Here is a 16,475-nt window from a genome sequence, read left to right on the forward strand (position 1 = left end):
CGCGCTATCCGGTGACCGCCCGGTTCTCGGGCAGGCCGGTGCGCGATCGGTCCCGGGCGTCACGAACCCGGGCAAGACGAACACGATGAGATGGACAGTCGGCGTCGAAGCGTCTGCGCCTCGGCCTCCTGCCGGTGAAACCCCCCACGAACACCCCCAGCGCACAGCGCGAACGTTGTGCTCAACTCGCAGCGTACATCGGGAAGATAGGCGCACAACACGGTGATGATGAGGCCTTTCGCGGAATTGGTGGCAAGCGGTCGCGAAGCCGCACCGATCCAGACCTTCCGCCGGGGCTCCAGCGGTTACAGTGGGCGCGCGTTCACCCGCTCGACGAGCCTGGAGTCCTGGACCGTGTACCTGGCCGACCGCTCCATACCGCAGGGAGCGCCCAGTTCCGCCCCGGACCGCGTCCGCGGCACGGTCCGGGCGGTCTCCCCGACCGTCCTCGCGCTCGGCACGGTCAGTCTGATCACCGACGTCTCCAGCGAGATGGTCACCGCGGTGCTGCCGCTGTACCTGGTCATGGGCCTCGGGCTCAGTCCGCTGGGCTTCGGCATGCTCGACGGGGTGCAGAACGGGGTGAGCGCCCTGGTGCAGCTCACCGGCGGGCATCTCGCGGACCGGGTGCGCAACCACAAGCTGATCGCCGGGATCGGCTACGGCCTGTCGGCCCTGTGCAAACCCCTGCTGCTCGTCCACAACCTGGGCGCGCTGGGTGCCGCGCTGGCCCTGGACCGTACGGGCAAGGGCCTGCGCACCGCCCCGCGCGACGCGCTGATCTCGCTGTCCGCCCCGCCGGAGCGGCAGGGCCGGGCCTTCGGTGTGCACCGGGCGATGGACACCACGGGGGCGCTGCTCGGCCCGATGCTCGCGTTCCTCATCCTGGGCGTGGCGGCCGGGGGTTACGACGCGGTGTTCGCGGTCAGCGGGTGCGTGGCGGCGCTGGGGGTGCTGGTGCTGCTGCTCTTCGTGCCGGGCGGGAGGAGGGCGGTGCCCGCGGCCGAGGAGTCGGCGCCAGGGGAGGGCGCCGGCGGACCGCCGCGGGTCGATCTGCGGGCGGCGTTCGGCCTGTTGCGGACCCGGCGGCTGCGGGCACTGTTCGTGTGCGCGGTACTGCTCGGCCTGACGACGGTGAGCGACGCGTTCCTGTACCTGCTGGTGCAGCGCCGTACAGGGATCGACGAGCAGCTGTTCCCGCTGCTGCCCCTGGGCACGGCCACCGTGTTCCTGCTGCTCGCGCTGCCCGTCGGACGGCTCGCGGACCGGGTGGGGCGCCGGGCGGTGTTCCTGGCCGGGCACGCCGGGCTGCTGCTCGCGTACGCCCTGCTGCTGTGGGCGCCGGCCACCCCGGCCCTGCCGTATCTGGTCCTGGTGCTGCACGGCGTCTTCTACGCCGCGACCGACGGCGTGCTGCCCGCGGCGGTCGCCGCCGTGGTGCCCGAGCGGCTGCGGGCGAGCGGTATCGCCCTGGTCGGCACCGGCCAGGCGCTCGCCCGCTTCTGCTGTTCCCTGGCCTTCGGCGCCGCGTGGGCCGCGTGGGGCGACGGCCCCGCACTGGCCGCGGCGGCCGCCGGCCTCGCCTGCTGCGCGGCCGTCGCCGGTGCCGCCCTGCGTCCCACGGGAGATCCTCGATGACCCTCACCCCGCTGCGTCGCCTGCTCGTACTCGCCGCGGGGCTCGTGATCCTCGGCGGCGTGGGCGCCTGGTCCGTCCTGTCGGCGGCCGACCGGGCCGCCGAGGACGACAGGCCGCGGCCGGGCGGCCCGGCCTTCGCGGACGGCCGGGTGCGGCTGGACGAGCCGGGACGGCTGGTCTTCCGCAACACGGCGGCGGGTCCGCACCGCGACCGTCTGGTGTCGGTCCCGGCGGCGACCGCGGCGGGCGCGACCCGGACCGCTTCCGACACGAGCTGTCTGCGCTTCTACTCCGCGGCCGGTACGGGCGTCTGCCTCCAGTCCACCACCGTCCTGGGCCGCCCGGCCTATCGCGCGCAGATCCTCGACCCGGAGCTGCGGGTCAGGAAGACGTACCCGGTGGCGGGCATCCCGAGCCGGGCGCGGGTCTCCCCGAGCGGCCGGCTGGCCGCCTGGACGGTGTTCGTGAAGGGCGAGTCCTATGGCTCGGCGTTCTTCTCCACCCGGACCGCGATCCTCGACACCCGGGGTTGGCGACTCTCGCCGAACCTGGAGGAGTTCGCGATCGTCCTGGACGGACGGCCGTACCGGAACAAGGACGTCAACTTCTGGGGTGTGACCTTCGCGAAGGACGACGACACGTTCTACGCGACCCTGAGCACGGGCGAGGACACGTACCTCGTCCGCGGCTCGCTCTCGGCCCGCTCCGTCACGACCCTGACCCGCAACGTCGAGTGTCCGTCCCTCTCGCCGGACGGCACCCGCGTCGCGTACAAGAAGCGCGTGCTCGGCACGTCCGCCCTGTGGCGCGAACACGTCCTGGACCTGCGGACCTTGAAGTCCACCCCGCTCGCCGAGCGGCGCAGCGTGGACGACCAGGCCGTCTGGCTCGACGACCGTACGCTCGCCTACGCGCTGCCCGCTGACACCCGCGCGAACTCCGACGACGTCTGGACCGTCCCGGCCGACGGCACGGGCACCCCGGCCGTCCTCCTGGAGGACGGCCTGGCCCCGGCGGGTCCCCGCACATGACGGCGGCTCCGGTCCAGGGGTTGACCGGAGCCGCCGGAGTGCAACCGCGTGGGGCGCGGTCCTGCCGTTCAAACACACGAGGGCCGTCCGAGGAGGAGGGGGCGGCCCTTCGATGTTCTGTTCGGGCCCGTGGGGGCACCTTCAGTAAATATACTTTCTGTCGAGAAAGCAAGAGAATGAAAATTTTCATGCTACTCGGCGGTACGAAAACCTGTCCCGCCCCCGGGCTCGGCGCCGTGGCGGGTTCAGTCGTCCAGGAAGAACGCGTGCTGCTCGGCCGCCTGCTCGTACTTCTCCAACCGGAGCTGCGTACGCTCCGGGTCCGCGTCCGCCATCGCCTGGAGGATGGCCGCGGACAGCACCCCCGGCGCCGCGTACGAGTCGAAGACGAGCCGTGAGCCCGTCCCGGCGGTGAACACCACGTCGGCCTCGTCGACGAGCGGGCCGAGCGCCAGGTCGGTGATCAGCGCGACGCGCAGACCGGCGCCCCGCGCCGCCCTGACGACGGCGAGGGTCTCCTTGGCGTGCCGGGGCATCGCGAAGGCCACCACCCACGTGCCGCCGGCCTCGCGGGCCTGGAGCAGCCCGTCGTAGGCGACGCTGCCGCCGCGGGTCACCACCCGCACGTCCGGGTGGATACGGCGCGCCGCGTACGCGAAGTACTCGGCGAGGGACACCGAGATCCGCAGGCCGACGACGGTCAGCGGCACGGACCGGGCCAGCTCGCGGCCGATGTCCAGGATCCGGTCGGGGTCGGCGAACACGCGCCGCAGCGCGGTCAGGTTCTCGATCTCGGCGTCGACCGCCGACTGGAGCTCGTTGCGGAGCCGCCTCTCCCCCTCCTTCTCCCCCTCGTCCGGCGCACCGGCGACCGCGCTGAGCGCGATCGGCTGAAGGGCCTCCCGCAGCGCGGGGTAGCCGGTGAAACCCAACGAGGTGGCGAACCGCGTCACGGACGGCTGGCTGACGCCGACGCGCTCCGCGAGCTCGGTGATCGACAGGAACGCGGCCTCGGTGAGGTGGTCGATCAGGAACTGGGCGATGCGGCGCTGCGCGGGGGACAGCCGGTGTCCGCCGAAGAGTGCGCGGACCCGCTCGGCGGGCGTGGCCGCCTCCGGCTCCGGCGAGCGCCTGCCCGGCGTGATCGCGGCCGCCTGTGCGCGCGCCTGCTGCCCAGATGGCACGGGGTGCCTCCCTCTCGTCTCCTGCCGCCCAAGATAGTTCACACGGCGCCCCTCCCTCCGGGGTTGCCGCCCGAGGGGCCCGCGCACCGTGCCGCCACCCGCGCCCATCCCCCGGACGCACCGTTCACTTGGTGCCGCGGCCCGGGAGACCTTAGCGTCCCTTTCGGGGCAGAATGCCCGATCGTCGCCCGTAAGGGGATCGCCGATGACGCACGAACGGCGCCACCGCACACCGGAAACCGACGAAGAGGTCGACGTCGTCGTGGTCGGTTCAGGCTTCGGCGGTTCCGTCGCCGCCTACCGGCTCGCCGCCGGGGGCCGGTCCGTCGTCGTGCTGGAGCGCGGCAAGCCCTACCCGCCGGGCAGCTTCCCCCGGACGCCCGCGGCCATGGCCCGCAACTTCTGGGACCCCAGCGAGGGCCTGCACGGCCTGTTCGACATCTGGTCCTTCCGCGGGCTCGAAGGGGTCGTCTCCAGCGGCCTCGGCGGGGGATCCCTCATCTACGCCAACGTGCTCCTGCGCAAGGACGAGAAGTGGTTCGTCCACGAGTCGCCCCTGCCGGGCGGGGGTTACGAGAACTGGCCGATCAGCCGGCAGGACCTCGACCCGCACTACGCCGAGGTCGAGCAGATGCTCGGCGCCACGCCGTACCCGTACCACGACACCCCGAAGACGGAGGCGCTGCACGAGGCCGCCGAGCGGCTGGGCCTGGACGTGTCCCGGCCCCCGCTCGCCGTCTCCTTCGCCGCGGACGGCGAGGGCACCGCTCCCGTCCCCGGCACCCCGCTGCCCGTACCGGCGTACGGCAACCTGCACGGCCTGCCGCGCGAGACCTGCCGGCTCACCGGCGAGTGCGACCTCGGCTGCAACTTCGGCGCCAAGAACACCCTGGACCACACCTATCTCTCGGCCGCGCGCCACCACGGCGCCGACCTCCGCACCCGCTGCGAGGTGCGCGGCCTCGCGCCCCGCCCCGGCGGCGGCTACGAGGTCCGTTACGTGGTCCACGACCCGGCCCGCGAGGGGCACCGCACCCCCACCGGCCGGCTGCCGCTGCACCGGATCCGCTGCCGCCGCCTGGTCCTCGCGGCCGGCTCGTTCGGCTCGACGTTCCTGCTGCTGCGCAACCGTGCCGCGCTGCCCGGCATCGGGTCGGCCCTCGGCAACCGCTTCAGCGGCAACGGCGACCTCCTCGGCCTGATCCTGAACGCGACCGGGGGCTCCGCGGGCCACGGGCCGCGCAGGCTCGCGAGCAGCACCGGACCGGTCATCACCAGCGCGATCCGCGTCGGCGACGCACTCGACGGGGACGGCTCGACGGGGCGGGGCCACTACGTCGAGGACGCCGGCTACCCGGCCTTCGTGGACTGGCTCGCCGAGGTCTCCCAGCTGCCCAAGAGCCTCCCCCGCACCGCCCGGTTCGCCCTGCACCGGCTGCGCAGCCGGCTCGGCCTCAGTCCCCAGAGCAACATCAGCGCCGGGCTCGCCCTGCTCCTCGGCCCCGCCGTCTTCTCCGGCTCCTCGCTGCCGCTGCTCGGCATGGGACGGGACGTCCCCGACGGCCGGATGAGCCTGCGCCGCGGCTACCTCGACGTCGACTGGACCACCCTCACCTCGCGCGGCTACTTCGAGCGGGTGCGCCGGACCATGAGCGACCTGGCCGGAGCGCTCGGCGGCGAGTTCCACGACAACCCGCTGTGGTGGACCCGCCGCGTGATCACCGTGCATCCGCTCGGCGGCGCGCCGATGGGCCGTCACCCGGCCGAGGGGGTCTGCGACGCGTACGGCGAGGTGTTCGGGCACCCCGGCCTGTACGTGCTCGACGGAGCCGCCCTGCCCGGACCCGTGGGCGCGAACCCCTCGCTGACCATTGCCGCGTACGCCGACCGCGCCTGCACCCGCATCCTGGAGCAGCCGGCCGCCGCACCGGCCGCGTCACCCACACCCAGGCCCGAGGCCTCGTCGGCCGTGCCGGCGGCACACCCCGCGGCCGCCCATCCGGACGGCGAGCGGCCCACGAGCCTCTCCTTCACCGAGGAGATGAAGGGGTACTTCGCGCTCGGCGTCACCGACCCCGAGGAGGGGCGGGCGCTCGGCCGCGCGGACGGCCGGCGGCTGATGTTCCGGCTCACGATCACCGCGGAGGACGTCGACCGGTTCGTGGCGGACCCGCGCCACCGGGCGGGCGCGACCGGGTACGTCGAGTGCGACCTGCTCGGTGGCCGACTGCCCGTCGAGGCGGGCTGGTTCAACCTGTTCACCCGGGACGAGGACCCCTCCCGGCGCCGGATGCTGTACCGGCTGCACCTGCGCGACCCGGGCGGCAATCCGCTCACCCTCGTGGGGCACAAGGAGGTCCACGACGACCCGGGCCCTGACGTGTGGAGCGACACCTCCACGCTCTACGTCCGGGTGCTCGGCGGTCACGTCGCGGAGGACGACGACGCCGGGGCGCCCGTCCTCGGGGCGGGCGTGATCGTCATCCTGCCGGCCGACTTCGCCCGGCAGCTGACCTCGTTCCGCGCCTCCGGACCGCATCCGACGCGGGCGCTCGCCCGCTTCGGGCGCCTGTTCCTGGGCGAGTTGTGGGACGTGTACGGCTCCCGTGTCGCCCCGGCCGGGGAGCTCGGGTGAGGACGCGCGAGCTGCGCGGGCACGCCGACGAACTCGGCTTCACGCCGCAGGACCAGGTGCGCTGGCTGGCTCCCAGGGAGCTGGCCAGGACCGCGGTGAAGGCCGTCCTCGCGACGGTGTTCGCGGGCTACTCGGACAAGCGGGAGTTCCAGAAGGTGCTGGAGGCGGACCTGCTTCAGGCCCCGCTCGGCCGGCCGGACGCGCGGGAGATCTGGATCGACTTCGTGGCCGACCTCGGCGACGGCTTCGACGCGACGGCCACGGTGGCCTTCACCCTGGCCGCGGAGGAGCTGGTCGTCGCCGCGCCCGCGACCGGCGGCGACGCTCCCCCGGCCCGGCACCGCTCCCACGCGGCCCGGGACGGCTCCCCCGCGATCGACGGCGTGCCGCTCCGCCTCAGCCGCGGCTCCCTCCTCGTGCTCGGCGGTGACGAGGTGTATCCGGCGGCCTCGGCGGCCGGATACGAGGACCGTATGAAGGGTCCCTACCGGGCCGCCCTGCCCGAGGCGGCCGACCCGCCGCTGATGGTCGCGCTGCCGGGGAACCACGACTGGTACGACGGGCTGACGGCGTTCCTCCGGATGTTCACGCAGGCGCGCTCGATCGGCGCCTGGCGCACCCTGCAGACCCGCAGCTACTTCTGCGTCCGGCTGCCGGAACGCTGGTGGCTGGTCGGCCTGGACAGCCAGCTGGGCTCGTACTTCGACGACCCCCAACTGCGCTACTTCGAGCAACACCTGTCGGCGAACCTGCGCGAGGGCGACGGCGTGATCATCTGCTCGGCCGAGCCGACCTGGGTGAAGAGCGCCGACCGGAACGTCGACGCCTTCAACGCCCTGCACTGGTTCGACCGCAACATCGTCCGCACCCGCGTCGACCCCGGCACCGGCCGGCGGGTGCCGACCCGTGCCTCGGTGCGGCTGTGGCTGACCGGCGACCGCCACCACTACGCGCGCTACGCCGAGCACCTGCCCGGCGACCCACCCGGCGCCGGGCCCCCGCCGCCGGACCCGCGGAGGCGCCAGATGGTGACCTGCGGCCTCGGCGGCGCCTTCCTGGCGGCCACCCACCGGCTGCCCGCGGTGCTGCCCCTGCCGCCGCGCGGGGCACGGCTGCGTGACAAGGACGACCCGCCGGTGGAGTTCGCGCGCATGAGCGGGACGTATCCGGACGTGGCGGAGTCCCGGCGGCTCGCCCGCGGCATCGCGGTGCCGTGGTCGGGACGCTGGCTGCCGTGGCGGAACATCGGCTTCGCGAAGCTGACGGCCGGCGTGCACGCGGTGCTCTTCCTCCTGATGAGCTTCCTGTTCGCGCTGACGGAGGGGGTGCTGCGGCCGGTCGACGCGGTACGGCGGTCCGGGCTCGGCGACTTCTGGGGCTTCGGAGCGGTGTGCCTGGGCGTGGCCGGCGGACTGCTGGTCCTCGGTTTCCTCGGCCGGCTGGTGCGCGGGCGGCGGGCGACGCCGCCGTCGGGCCCGGCGATCGCGGTCCTGGCGCAGGCCGCGGTGGCGCTGGTGGCGCTTGCCGTGACGGTCGCCATCCCGTTCCCGGCCGGCTGGGACGGCTGGCTGGTGCTGTTCGCGTGCCTGGGCGTCGCCGCCGTCCTGGGCGCGGTGCTCGGTTCGGGGGTGTTCGCCCTGTGGGTGCTGTCCGCGACGGGCGGCGAGGTCGCCGACTGGCAGATGTCCGGCCAGTCCATCGAGGACCACAAGGGCCTGCTGCGCCTGCGCATCGAGCCGGGCGGCGACCTCACCCTCTATCCGCTGGCCCTCGACACGATCTGCCGCGACTGGGAGCTGCGTGAGGAGGCCAACGGCGGGAAGCGTCCCGTGCCCGTCGCCCTGCCGCCCGTCCGTCTGATCGAGGAGCCCGTCGTGATCTCCCGGGGAGCGTGACCGCCATGACCGCCACACCCGAGCCGACCCCGCCGGCCCCTCCTCCGCCGCGGCGCGACCACGTCACCGAGGTACGGCCGCTGACCGCGCTCGACGGCCGGCCGCTGACCCTCGTGCACGTCCAGGGGCGGCAGCCGCCCACCCGGGGCCCGGTGCTCGTCGTGCACGGGGCCGGGGTGCGGGCCGAGCTGTTCCGCCCTCCGCTGCGGCGCACCTTCGTGGACGCCCTCGTCGACGCCGGATGGGACGTGTGGCTGCTGAACTGGCGCGCGTCGATCGACCTGGACCCGGTGCCGTGGACACTGGACCAGGCGGCGGCGTACGACCATCCGGCGGCGGTTGCGCACGTCCTGGAGGCGACGGGCGCGGACCGGCTCAGGGCCGTGGTGCACTGCCAGGGCTCGACGTCCTTCATGATGGCGCTGTCCGCCGGGCTGCTGCCCCAGGTGGAGGCGGTGGTCAGCAACGCCGTGTCGCTGCACCCGGTCGTGCCCCGGCTGTCGGTGTTCAAGATCGCCCGCCTGGCGCCGGTGATCAGCCGGTTCCTGCCGGCCATCTCGCCGGCCTGGGGCGACCGGCCGGCGGGCCCGCTGTCCCGGCTGATCGTCGGCTTCGTCCGCGCCACCCACCCGGAGTGCCGGAACACGGTGTGCCGCATGGTCAGCTTCACGTACGGCACCGGCTGGCCCGCCCTGTGGTCCCACGCCCACCTCGACGAGGCCACGCACGACTGGATCCGCGGCGAGTTCGCCGAGGTGCCGATGACCTTCTTCGCCCAGATGAACCGGTGCATTCGGGCCGGGCAGCTGGTGTCGACCGAGGGCATCGAGTCGCTGCCGCCCGCCTTCGGCGACCGGGCGCCGCGGACCGACGCGCGGATCGTGCTCCTGGCCGGCGAGGACAACCGCTGCTTCCTCGCCGAGAGCCAGGAGCGCACCTACGACTTCCTGGCCCGGCACCGCCCCGGCCGCGACGACCGCCTGCACCTGCTGCCCGGCTACGGCCACCTCGACGTGTTCCTGGGCCGTCACGCGGCGACCGACACGTACCCGCTGATCCTTGAGGAGCTCGCCCGATGAACCGGTTCCTGCACCTTGCCCGGCTGGGGCTCTCGGCCGTGCCCTCGCCCGTCCCGCGCCGGCAGCGCCGGCTCGCCGGACGGCACGCGCTGGTCGACGACATCCCCTTCGTGCTGCCCGTCGACTCGGTCGACACGCCCGCCCTGATGGCCGGCTTCCCCGTCGACCGCGAGGCGGCCGCCCGACTGCTGCCCGGCGGCGAACTGCACCCGCTGGCACTGCCCGGCGGGAAGGGGCTGCTGCTCATCACCGTCGTCAACTACCTGCGCACCGACATCGGGCGCTACATCGAGTTCTCCATCGCGATCGCCTGTACGCACGGACCGCGGCCCGCCCCGCCGCTGCTGCCGGGGCTGCTGCGCGGCGTCTTCCGCACCGGGCAGTACGTCGTGGACCTGCCGGTGAGCAGCGAGATCTCCGTCAAGGGCGGCAAGGGCATCTGGGGGATGCCGAAACACCGGGCCAGCCTCGACTTCAAGGTCGGTGACGCGGCCGTCTCCAGCCAGTACGAGGTGGACGGGCGGCTCGGCATGTACGTCGAGATCGCCCGCCCGCCGGCGACGGCGCTGCCGATGCGGGTCGGAGCGGTCAACTACTGCGCGTTCCGCGGGATGCTGATGAAGTCCTCCATCTACTTCGACGGCCTGGCCGACGTCGCCGTCGGCCGGCGGGCCCGCGCCCGGCTCGTCCTGGGCGACGCGCCGCAGGTCGCCCCGCTGCACGGCCTCGGCATCGCCGACGACCCGCTGTTCACCGTCTACCTGACCTCCGCCCAGGGCGTCCTCGACGACCACTTCGAGTGCTGGTTCCTCACCAGCGAGCAGCCGGGGCGGACGTACGGGGAGCGCCTGGACAGCGTCGTCGGCCTGGGCCTGTCGCAGGAGTGGCCCGAGCCGCCGCGCCTCGACGTGGGGGCCGGGTCGTGAAGGAGTCCCTGCTGCTGCTCAACGCCCTGTACTTCCTGTTCGGCGCGACCATGTACATGGGCACCATGTGGGTGCTGCGGTTCTTCCTCTATCCCACCTGGCGGACCCTCACGCCGGACAACGTCGACGACCACTTCGGCGTGCCCACGACGGAGGCGACCCGGTTCTTCACCGTCGTCGTCCCGCTGATGTTCGTCTCGGGCATCATCCTGGTGTGGAGCGAGTGGGGCGAGTGGTACGTCGCCCTGTCGGCGGTCTGTCTGGCGGGCATCGTCCTGCTCACCTGGGTGGGGCAGATCCTCATCATCCCGATCAACAAGCGGATCCGGGCGGGGGACTTCGACGGCGCGGCCGGCCTGACCCCGCTCCTCATCCGCTGGATGCGCCTCAACGACATCCGCTTCCTCGGCTCGACGGTCACCTGGGCGGCGATCGTCTGGTATGTCGTCGCCAAGGGCGACCTGCTGGGGGCCCTGAAGTGAGCCTGCTCCCGCCCCGGGTCACCCGGGACCCGCTCCGGCTGGTCCTGGTCCTGATCGGCGCCGTGACGGTGCTGACGGGCGCGGCCCAGCTGGTGGCGCCCGGCCCGATCCTGGACCTGCTGTCGGCGGACTCGACCGTCGTCAGCCGCCATCTCTTCGCCACCGTCGGCATGTTCATGATCGTGATCGGGGGGCTCCTGATCCAGGGCCTGGTGGACCCTGCCCCTCCCCCGTACCTGCTGTGGTGGACGGGCCTGCAGAAGTTCGGCGCCTTCGTGCTGGTGGGCGTGGGCGTCCTGCGCGACGTGTTCGGCCCGATCGCCCTGCTCGTCGCGTTCTTCGACCTGGCCACGGCCCTCCTCTGCTGGCTCCTCGGCCGCCGCCTCGCATCGGGTTCCGGGCACCCGCTCACCCAGGGCGCGGGCCGGTGAGACGGTCCCTGGTCCTGGCCGGCGGCGGGATGCGCGTGGCGTGGCAGACCGGCGTCGTGCGGGCCCTGCGGGAGCACGGCCTGGCCTTCGACCACGTCGACGGCACGTCGGGCGGCATCATGACGACGGGCATGCTGCTCTCGGGCCAGGAGCCGCAGGAGATGGGCCGCCGCTGGTCCGGCCTGGACGTACGGAAGTTCAGCTCCGCGCTCCCCCTCACCGACTACCTCACGGGCCCGTGGGCCCTGCCCGCCCTCGGCGACGCGGACGGCATCCTCCGGGGGGTCCTCCCGGGCCTGGGCGTGGACCCGGAGGCGGTCCGCTCCTCCCCCGTGGCCGGCACCTTCAACGTGTGCGACTTCGTGACCAAGACCTGCGTGGCCGTCCCGCACACGGAGATCGACGCGGAGCTGATGGCCGCGGGCATGTCCCTGCCCCTGTTCCTGCCGCCCCTGCGCCGGGGCGGGCACGTCTGGACCGACGCCGTGTGGATCAAGGACGCGAACGTGTCCGAGGCACTGCGGCGCGGCGCCGACGAGGTGTGGCTGGTGTGGTGCATCGGCAACACCCCGTACTGGGGCGACGGCCCCCTCGAACAGTACGTCCACATGATCGAGATGAGCGCGAACGGGGCGCTCTTCGCCGAACTGGAGGCAGCGCGGCGCCCGTTCGTCCTGCACGTCGTCAGACCGCGCCACGCGCTGCCCCTGGACCCCGAGTTCCTCTCGGGGCGGATCTCCGCCGACACGCTGGTGGCGATGGGCTACCGGGACGCCTGGTCCTACTTGGACACGGCGCACGCGGCGGGCGTTCCCAAGGACCCGTCCTGCACGGCGATGGCGGACCAGCCCAGGGGCGTGCGCTTCCGCGAGCGCCTGCGCGGCGAGGCGTCCGGCGCCGCCCTCGCCCTGGACGTCACCGTGGAACTCCCCCTGCCCCCGGACGGCACCCCCTCACCCGGCGCCCGCCTGGTGGGCCACGTCGACCACGAGCCCTGGGGCGGCCGCGTCCTGCTGGCCGACGGCCGGGTGACGACCGACGGCACGGCCGTGGAGTACACCGCCCGGGTGCGCCTCGACGGCGCCTGGCGGGAACTCCGCGCCCGCCGCGACCTGGGCGACGCACCCGGCCCCGACCTCTGGTCCGACTCCCGCACCGTCCACTTCTCGGTGGGCGGAGCGGTCACGGCCCGCCTGGAACTCGGCCTGGCCGACGCCGCCCGTGCCCTCGCCTCGGTGGAGCCGACCGGCGCCCACGGCTTCCGCAGCCGCGCCGAGGCACTGACGGAACTGGCGGGCACGGGCCTGCGGCGCGCCCTGGCGAGGGACTGAGAGGCGAGGGGTCAGGCCGCCGCGTGGGGCCGTCGCGTGAGGCCAGGCCGTCGCGGGGGGTCAGACCGTCGACGTGATCGTGACGGCCGCGGTCACCCCGTCGACCTGGACGGCGGCCGCTTCGGCGTCGGAGAACAGAACGGCGTCGAACCGGTCGAGGGTGACGCCGGACCCGGCGACCGTCGCCGTGCCCGTCAGGGCGATCACCAGGGTCACGGCACCACTCCGCGGGACGACGGAGAACGCCTCCCTGGTCACGCGCACCTCCGCCGTCGCGACGGCGCGGCGCGTCATCACGTTGAAGTCGACGAGCGGGCCGCCCGGCAGCCGGCAGTCCGTGACGGCGTCACCGGAGAAGGAGAACGGCTCGTACGGGACGTCGACGGTGTGCGTGACCCCGTCGACGGTCAGCTCCATCCCCGGACCCTCGACGACCGTGATGATCCGGTCCACCCCGGGAAAGGAGGAGAAGGGACCGCCCACCGCCACGTCGGCGAGGCTCACCCGCCAGGCGAAGTCCTCCAGGCCCGCGTCGGCGGGGCCCGCGGCGACCTCACGGGTCACGCCGCCGCCGTTCCGCCAGCGCGTCGCCGCCCGGTCCCGCGCCCTGAGCAGGCGTCCTGCGCTCATGTCCTCGCTCCTTCGCTCGTCCTGCCGGCCGGCAGCGTACCGAGATCATCCCGAGCGGGTTGTGCTAAGGTGAAGGAAGTTGCAGTTGCGGTACCCATGAACCTATGTGCGCCCACAGGAATGCTTCCTCGGGCGCATATTTTGTTTTCCGGCATCTCCGGATGGGGCCTCTGCCTACAGAAGGAGAAGATCATGGCACAGGGAACCGTGAAGTGGTTCAACTCGGAGAAGGGCTTCGGCTTCATCGAGCAGGACGGTGGCGGCCCGGACGTCTTCGCCCACTACTCGAACATCGCCACCCAGGGCTTCCGTGAGCTCCAGGAGGGCCAGCGGGTCTCCTTCGACGTGACGCAGGGCCAGAAGGGCCCGCAGGCGGAGAACATCGTCCCCGCCTGATCGCCACTCGCGTATCGCTCGCCGGGGTCCGCACCGTCAGGGTGCGGACCCCGGTTTTGCGCTGTTTCCAGGAAGGCAGACCACCGCATGTCCCGTAGGCCCCAGAAGTCGAACCGGCGTTCCTCGTCGCCGTCACCGGCCCCGTCGTCACCGAGGGAGTTCCGGCTGCCGGAAAACACGACGCCCGCGCTTCCCGCCATCGAGGACTTCGCGGGTATGGAGCTGCCGCCGGCCCTGCTGAAGACCCTCGCCGCCCAGGGGGTGACCACCCCCTTCCCCATCCAGGCCGCCACGCTGCCCAACTCGCTGGCCGGGCGTGACCTGCTGGGCCGGGGGCGAACCGGCTCCGGCAAGACCCTCGCCTTCGGGCTGGCGCTGCTGGCCCGCACCGCCGGGCTGCGGGCCGAGCCCAAGGCGCCCCTCGCCCTCGTGCTGGTGCCGACGCGTGAACTCGCCCAGCAGGTGACGGACGCGCTCACGCCCTACGCCACCGCCGTGAACCTCCGGCTGACCACCGTGGTCGGCGGGCTCTCCATCACCAAGCAGGCGGCCTCGCTCCGGCGCGGCGCCGAGGTGCTCGTCGCGAGCCCCGGCCGGCTGAACGACCTCGTGGAGCGCGGCGACTGCGTGCTCGACGACGTACGCATAACGGTGCTGGACGAAGCCGACCAGATGACCGACATGGGCTTCCTGCCCCAGGTCACCAAGCTGATCCAGCAGGTGCGGCCGGACGGTCAGCGCATGCTCTTCTCGGCCACCCTCGACGCCAACATCGACCGGCTCGTGCAGCGGTTCCTGACCGACCCGGTCGTGCACTCCGTGGACCTGTCCGCGGGTGCGGTGACCACCATGGAGCACCATGTGCTCCACCTCCTGGACGAGACCGACAAGAAGGCCGTCACCACCCGCATCGCGGCGCGGGACGGGCGGGTCATCCTCTTCCTCGACACGAAGCGCTCCGCCGACCGGCTCGCCAAGCGGCTGCTGTCCGTCGGCGTCCGCGCCGCGGCCCTGCACGGCGGCCGCTCGCAGCCGCAGCGGAACCGCACCCTGGACCAGTTCAAGAGCGGCCAGGTCACGGCACTGGTGGCGACGAACGTGGCCGCCCGGGGCATCCACGTCGACGACCTCGACCTCGTCGTGAACGTCGATCCGCCCATGGACCACAAGGACTACCTGCACCGGGGCGGCCGCACGGCCCGCGCCGGCGGCAGCGGCAGCGTGGTCACCCTGGTCCTGCCGGACCAGAAGCGGGAGGTCACCCGGATCATGTCCGACGCGGGCATCCGCCCCAGGACGGCCCGCATCAGGTCCACGGACGAGGAACTGTCCACCATCACCGGTGCGCGGGAGCCCTCCGGCGTTCCCGTGGTCGTCGAGGTCGTCGCGCCCGCGGCTCCGCCGGCGCCCCGCAGGGGCGGGAAGACCGGCGGCGAGTCCGGCGCGCGGTCCGGGCGCCGCCGCCGCAAGAGCGACGCTCCGGCGGCTCCGGAAGCCGCCGCCGGCACCAGGGACCGTGGCCAGGGCCGGCGGACCGCCGCCGGGGCGGCGGGCACGGAGCGTCCGGCCGCGGGCAACGGGCGCGGCTCGGCCCGCCGGGGCGGGGCCGGTACGGCAGCCGGTTCCGGCTCGGCCGGCCGTACCGCGGCCGGGACGGGCAAGGCCGCGGGGGCGGCTGCCGGCTCGGGCGGCCGCGGTGCCGACCGCCGGGCCGGGGAGGGCACGGCGTCCCGCGCCGCCTCCGGCAGGGCCGGCCGGGGATCGTCCGGCCGCCGGACGGCGGCGGGCGGCACCACCGAGCGCTCCTCCGGCCGAGGAGACCGCCGCAGGTCCGCGACGTAACCCGGACCCCGCGCCGCCGTCGTCCCTGGCGGCGCGACGGTCAGTCCGCCGGTGGCCCGGCCGGCCCCGGCCCGTCCGACGAGGTGTCGTCGGGTGGCGGGGCCGGCGCGGTGCCGGCCGACGGTGGGGGCGGCGCGGTGCCGGTGGGTGGCGGGGCCGGCGCGGTGGTCCACGGCGGGGACGGGGGGCCGGGCGGCTCCGGTGTGCCCAGGTGGCGGGCCGCCCACGGTTCGCGGGCGATGACGGCGCCCGCGGTGACGCACAGGGTCACCACCACGCAGAGCACGATGAGCCAGGACAGCAGGGTGAAGACCGCCCCCAGCGAGCCGTACTTCTCCAGGCTGCGGTCCAGGGCCCTCGGCATGTAGAGCGACGCGGTCGCCGTGGCGACGCTCAGGGCGATTCCGGTCAGCAGCGCACCCGGCAACAGCGGCAGCCAGGGCACCCGGGCGGCCAGCAGCAGATGCTGCGACCACCACCACATGCCCACCTCCGCGAGGAGCAGCAGCGGCAGGCCCAGCCAGAGTCCCAGACCGAAGCCGTCGCGCAGGCTTCCCTGCACCGCGATCATGACCAGCCATGCCGCGAGCCAGGCGATCCAGCGCCAGGCGGCCACCCTGGGGCTCGCCCCTCGCAGCCTCCACGCGCGCTCGCAGAGACGCTGCATGGCCCGGCTGCACGCGGTGGCCGAGATGAGCACCATCAGTCCGCTCACGACACCGAAGGTCTGACGCAGTTCCTCGGAGGGGTCGCCGGCGCCCTGGAGGGCCTTGTCCAGCTCGGTCTGCGCACTCCCGGTCAGGCCGAAGACGGCGTGCAGGGAGCTGAGGAACTGCTCGCGCACCCCCTCCGGGGCGACGGATCCGACCACGAACAGCAGCGGGACCGCGGTGAGGAAGGTCTGGGCGGCCAGCCGGGTCGCCGAGTCGAACACGTTCACCGAGATCAGGTGGGACATGAGGTGCGTGATCAGCG

The 16,475-nt window shown here is 73.6% G+C and carries 14 protein-coding genes; 11 read left to right on the plus strand and 3 right to left on the minus strand.

Features of this window, described 5'->3' with window-relative positions:
• Positions 1 to 354 precede the first annotated feature (354 nt).
• Together ACIRQF_RS12030 and ACIRQF_RS12035 are read left to right on the plus strand one after the other, a co-directional pair.
• Positions 355 to 1,638: an MFS transporter gene (locus tag ACIRQF_RS12030; protein ID WP_404091788.1), complete on the plus strand. Its 1,284-nt coding sequence runs from the start codon at positions 355 to 357 to the stop codon at positions 1,636 to 1,638.
• Positions 1,635 to 2,669: a TolB family protein gene (locus ACIRQF_RS12035; protein ID WP_404091324.1), complete on the plus strand. Its 1,035-nt coding sequence runs from the start codon at positions 1,635 to 1,637 to the stop codon at positions 2,667 to 2,669. The genes ACIRQF_RS12030 and ACIRQF_RS12035 overlap by 4 nt, the downstream gene beginning before the upstream one ends.
• Positions 2,670 to 2,914: 245 nt before the next feature.
• Here the strand turns inward: ACIRQF_RS12035 and ACIRQF_RS12040 are convergent, their stop codons facing one another.
• Positions 2,915 to 3,853: a MurR/RpiR family transcriptional regulator gene (locus ACIRQF_RS12040; protein ID WP_376631591.1), complete on the minus strand. Its 939-nt coding sequence runs from the start codon at positions 3,851 to 3,853 to the stop codon at positions 2,915 to 2,917.
• A 205-nt stretch (positions 3,854 to 4,058) separates the two neighbouring features.
• On the opposite strand from ACIRQF_RS12040, the gene ACIRQF_RS12045 reads away from it, so the two are divergent.
• Genes ACIRQF_RS12045 through ACIRQF_RS12075 form a run of 7 tightly spaced genes read left to right on the plus strand, consistent with a single transcriptional unit; the run spans position 4,059 to position 12,632 of the window.
• Entirely contained in the window at positions 4,059 to 6,488 is a 2,430-nt protein-coding gene (locus ACIRQF_RS12045) for a GMC family oxidoreductase (RefSeq protein ID WP_404091327.1), read from the plus strand.
• Positions 6,485 to 8,383: a hypothetical protein gene (locus ACIRQF_RS12050; protein WP_404091330.1), complete on the plus strand. Its 1,899-nt coding sequence runs from the start codon at positions 6,485 to 6,487 to the stop codon at positions 8,381 to 8,383. Before ACIRQF_RS12045 ends, ACIRQF_RS12050 begins: the two co-directional genes overlap by 4 nt.
• Positions 8,384 to 8,388: 5 nt before the next feature.
• Complete coding sequence (locus ACIRQF_RS12055; RefSeq protein ID WP_404091333.1) at positions 8,389 to 9,462, plus strand: esterase/lipase family protein; 1,074 nt, start codon at positions 8,389 to 8,391, stop codon at positions 9,460 to 9,462.
• On the plus strand, positions 9,459 to 10,388 hold the full coding sequence (locus tag ACIRQF_RS12060) for an acetoacetate decarboxylase family protein (protein WP_404091336.1): 930 nt from the start codon (positions 9,459 to 9,461) through the stop codon (positions 10,386 to 10,388). Before ACIRQF_RS12055 ends, ACIRQF_RS12060 begins: the two co-directional genes overlap by 4 nt.
• On the plus strand, positions 10,385 to 10,870 hold the full coding sequence (locus tag ACIRQF_RS12065) for a hypothetical protein (RefSeq protein ID WP_376631601.1): 486 nt from the start codon (positions 10,385 to 10,387) through the stop codon (positions 10,868 to 10,870). Before ACIRQF_RS12060 ends, ACIRQF_RS12065 begins: the two co-directional genes overlap by 4 nt.
• The gene (locus tag ACIRQF_RS12070; protein ID WP_404091339.1) at positions 10,867 to 11,301 is read left to right on the plus strand and encodes a hypothetical protein; all 435 of its coding nucleotides are present in this window, start codon (positions 10,867 to 10,869) and stop codon (positions 11,299 to 11,301) included. The genes ACIRQF_RS12065 and ACIRQF_RS12070 overlap by 4 nt, the downstream gene beginning before the upstream one ends.
• Positions 11,298 to 12,632, plus strand: a complete 1,335-nt coding sequence (locus ACIRQF_RS12075; RefSeq protein ID WP_404091342.1) for a patatin-like phospholipase family protein — start codon at positions 11,298 to 11,300, stop codon at positions 12,630 to 12,632. The genes ACIRQF_RS12070 and ACIRQF_RS12075 overlap by 4 nt, the downstream gene beginning before the upstream one ends.
• A gap of 60 nt (positions 12,633 to 12,692) precedes the next feature.
• Here ACIRQF_RS12075 and ACIRQF_RS12080 read toward each other — a convergent pair whose 3' ends face one another.
• Positions 12,693 to 13,262, minus strand: a complete 570-nt coding sequence (locus tag ACIRQF_RS12080) for a HutD family protein (protein WP_404091344.1) — start codon at positions 13,260 to 13,262, stop codon at positions 12,693 to 12,695.
• A gap of 192 nt (positions 13,263 to 13,454) precedes the next feature.
• On the opposite strand from ACIRQF_RS12080, the gene ACIRQF_RS12085 reads away from it, so the two are divergent.
• Together ACIRQF_RS12085 and ACIRQF_RS12090 are read left to right on the plus strand one after the other, a co-directional pair.
• On the plus strand, positions 13,455 to 13,658 hold the full coding sequence (locus ACIRQF_RS12085) for a cold-shock protein (RefSeq protein WP_007502648.1): 204 nt from the start codon (positions 13,455 to 13,457) through the stop codon (positions 13,656 to 13,658).
• An 87-nt stretch (positions 13,659 to 13,745) separates the two neighbouring features.
• Entirely contained in the window at positions 13,746 to 15,500 is a 1,755-nt protein-coding gene (locus tag ACIRQF_RS12090; protein WP_404091347.1) for a DEAD/DEAH box helicase, read from the plus strand.
• 40 nt (positions 15,501 to 15,540) lie between these two features.
• On the opposite strand, the gene ACIRQF_RS12095 is transcribed toward ACIRQF_RS12090, so the two are convergent.
• Entirely contained in the window at positions 15,541 to 16,458 is a 918-nt protein-coding gene (locus tag ACIRQF_RS12095) for a YhjD/YihY/BrkB family envelope integrity protein (protein WP_404091350.1), read from the minus strand.
• Between the last annotated feature and the right edge of the window lie 17 nt (positions 16,459 to 16,475).

Origin of the sequence: Streptomyces sp. NPDC101191, from assembly GCF_044767915.1 — a bacterium.
Classification (GTDB): domain Bacteria; phylum Actinomycetota; class Actinomycetes; order Streptomycetales; family Streptomycetaceae; genus Streptomyces.

Coding starts and splice junctions, on each gene's coding strand:
- ACIRQF_RS12095 (WP_404091350.1), bottom strand. CDS start 16,458: ATGTCCCACCTGATCTCGGTGAACGTGTTCGACTCGGCGACCCGGCTG.
- ACIRQF_RS12055 (WP_404091333.1), top strand. CDS start 8,389: ATGACCGCCACACCCGAGCCGACCCCGCCGGCCCCTCCTCCGCCGCGG.
- ACIRQF_RS12085 (WP_007502648.1), top strand. CDS start 13,455: ATGGCACAGGGAACCGTGAAGTGGTTCAACTCGGAGAAGGGCTTCGGC.
- ACIRQF_RS12045 (WP_404091327.1), top strand. CDS start 4,059: ATGACGCACGAACGGCGCCACCGCACACCGGAAACCGACGAAGAGGTC.
- ACIRQF_RS12080 (WP_404091344.1), bottom strand. CDS start 13,262: ATGAGCGCAGGACGCCTGCTCAGGGCGCGGGACCGGGCGGCGACGCGC.
- ACIRQF_RS12060 (WP_404091336.1), top strand. CDS start 9,459: ATGAACCGGTTCCTGCACCTTGCCCGGCTGGGGCTCTCGGCCGTGCCC.
- ACIRQF_RS12035 (WP_404091324.1), top strand. CDS start 1,635: ATGACCCTCACCCCGCTGCGTCGCCTGCTCGTACTCGCCGCGGGGCTC.
- ACIRQF_RS12090 (WP_404091347.1), top strand. CDS start 13,746: ATGTCCCGTAGGCCCCAGAAGTCGAACCGGCGTTCCTCGTCGCCGTCA.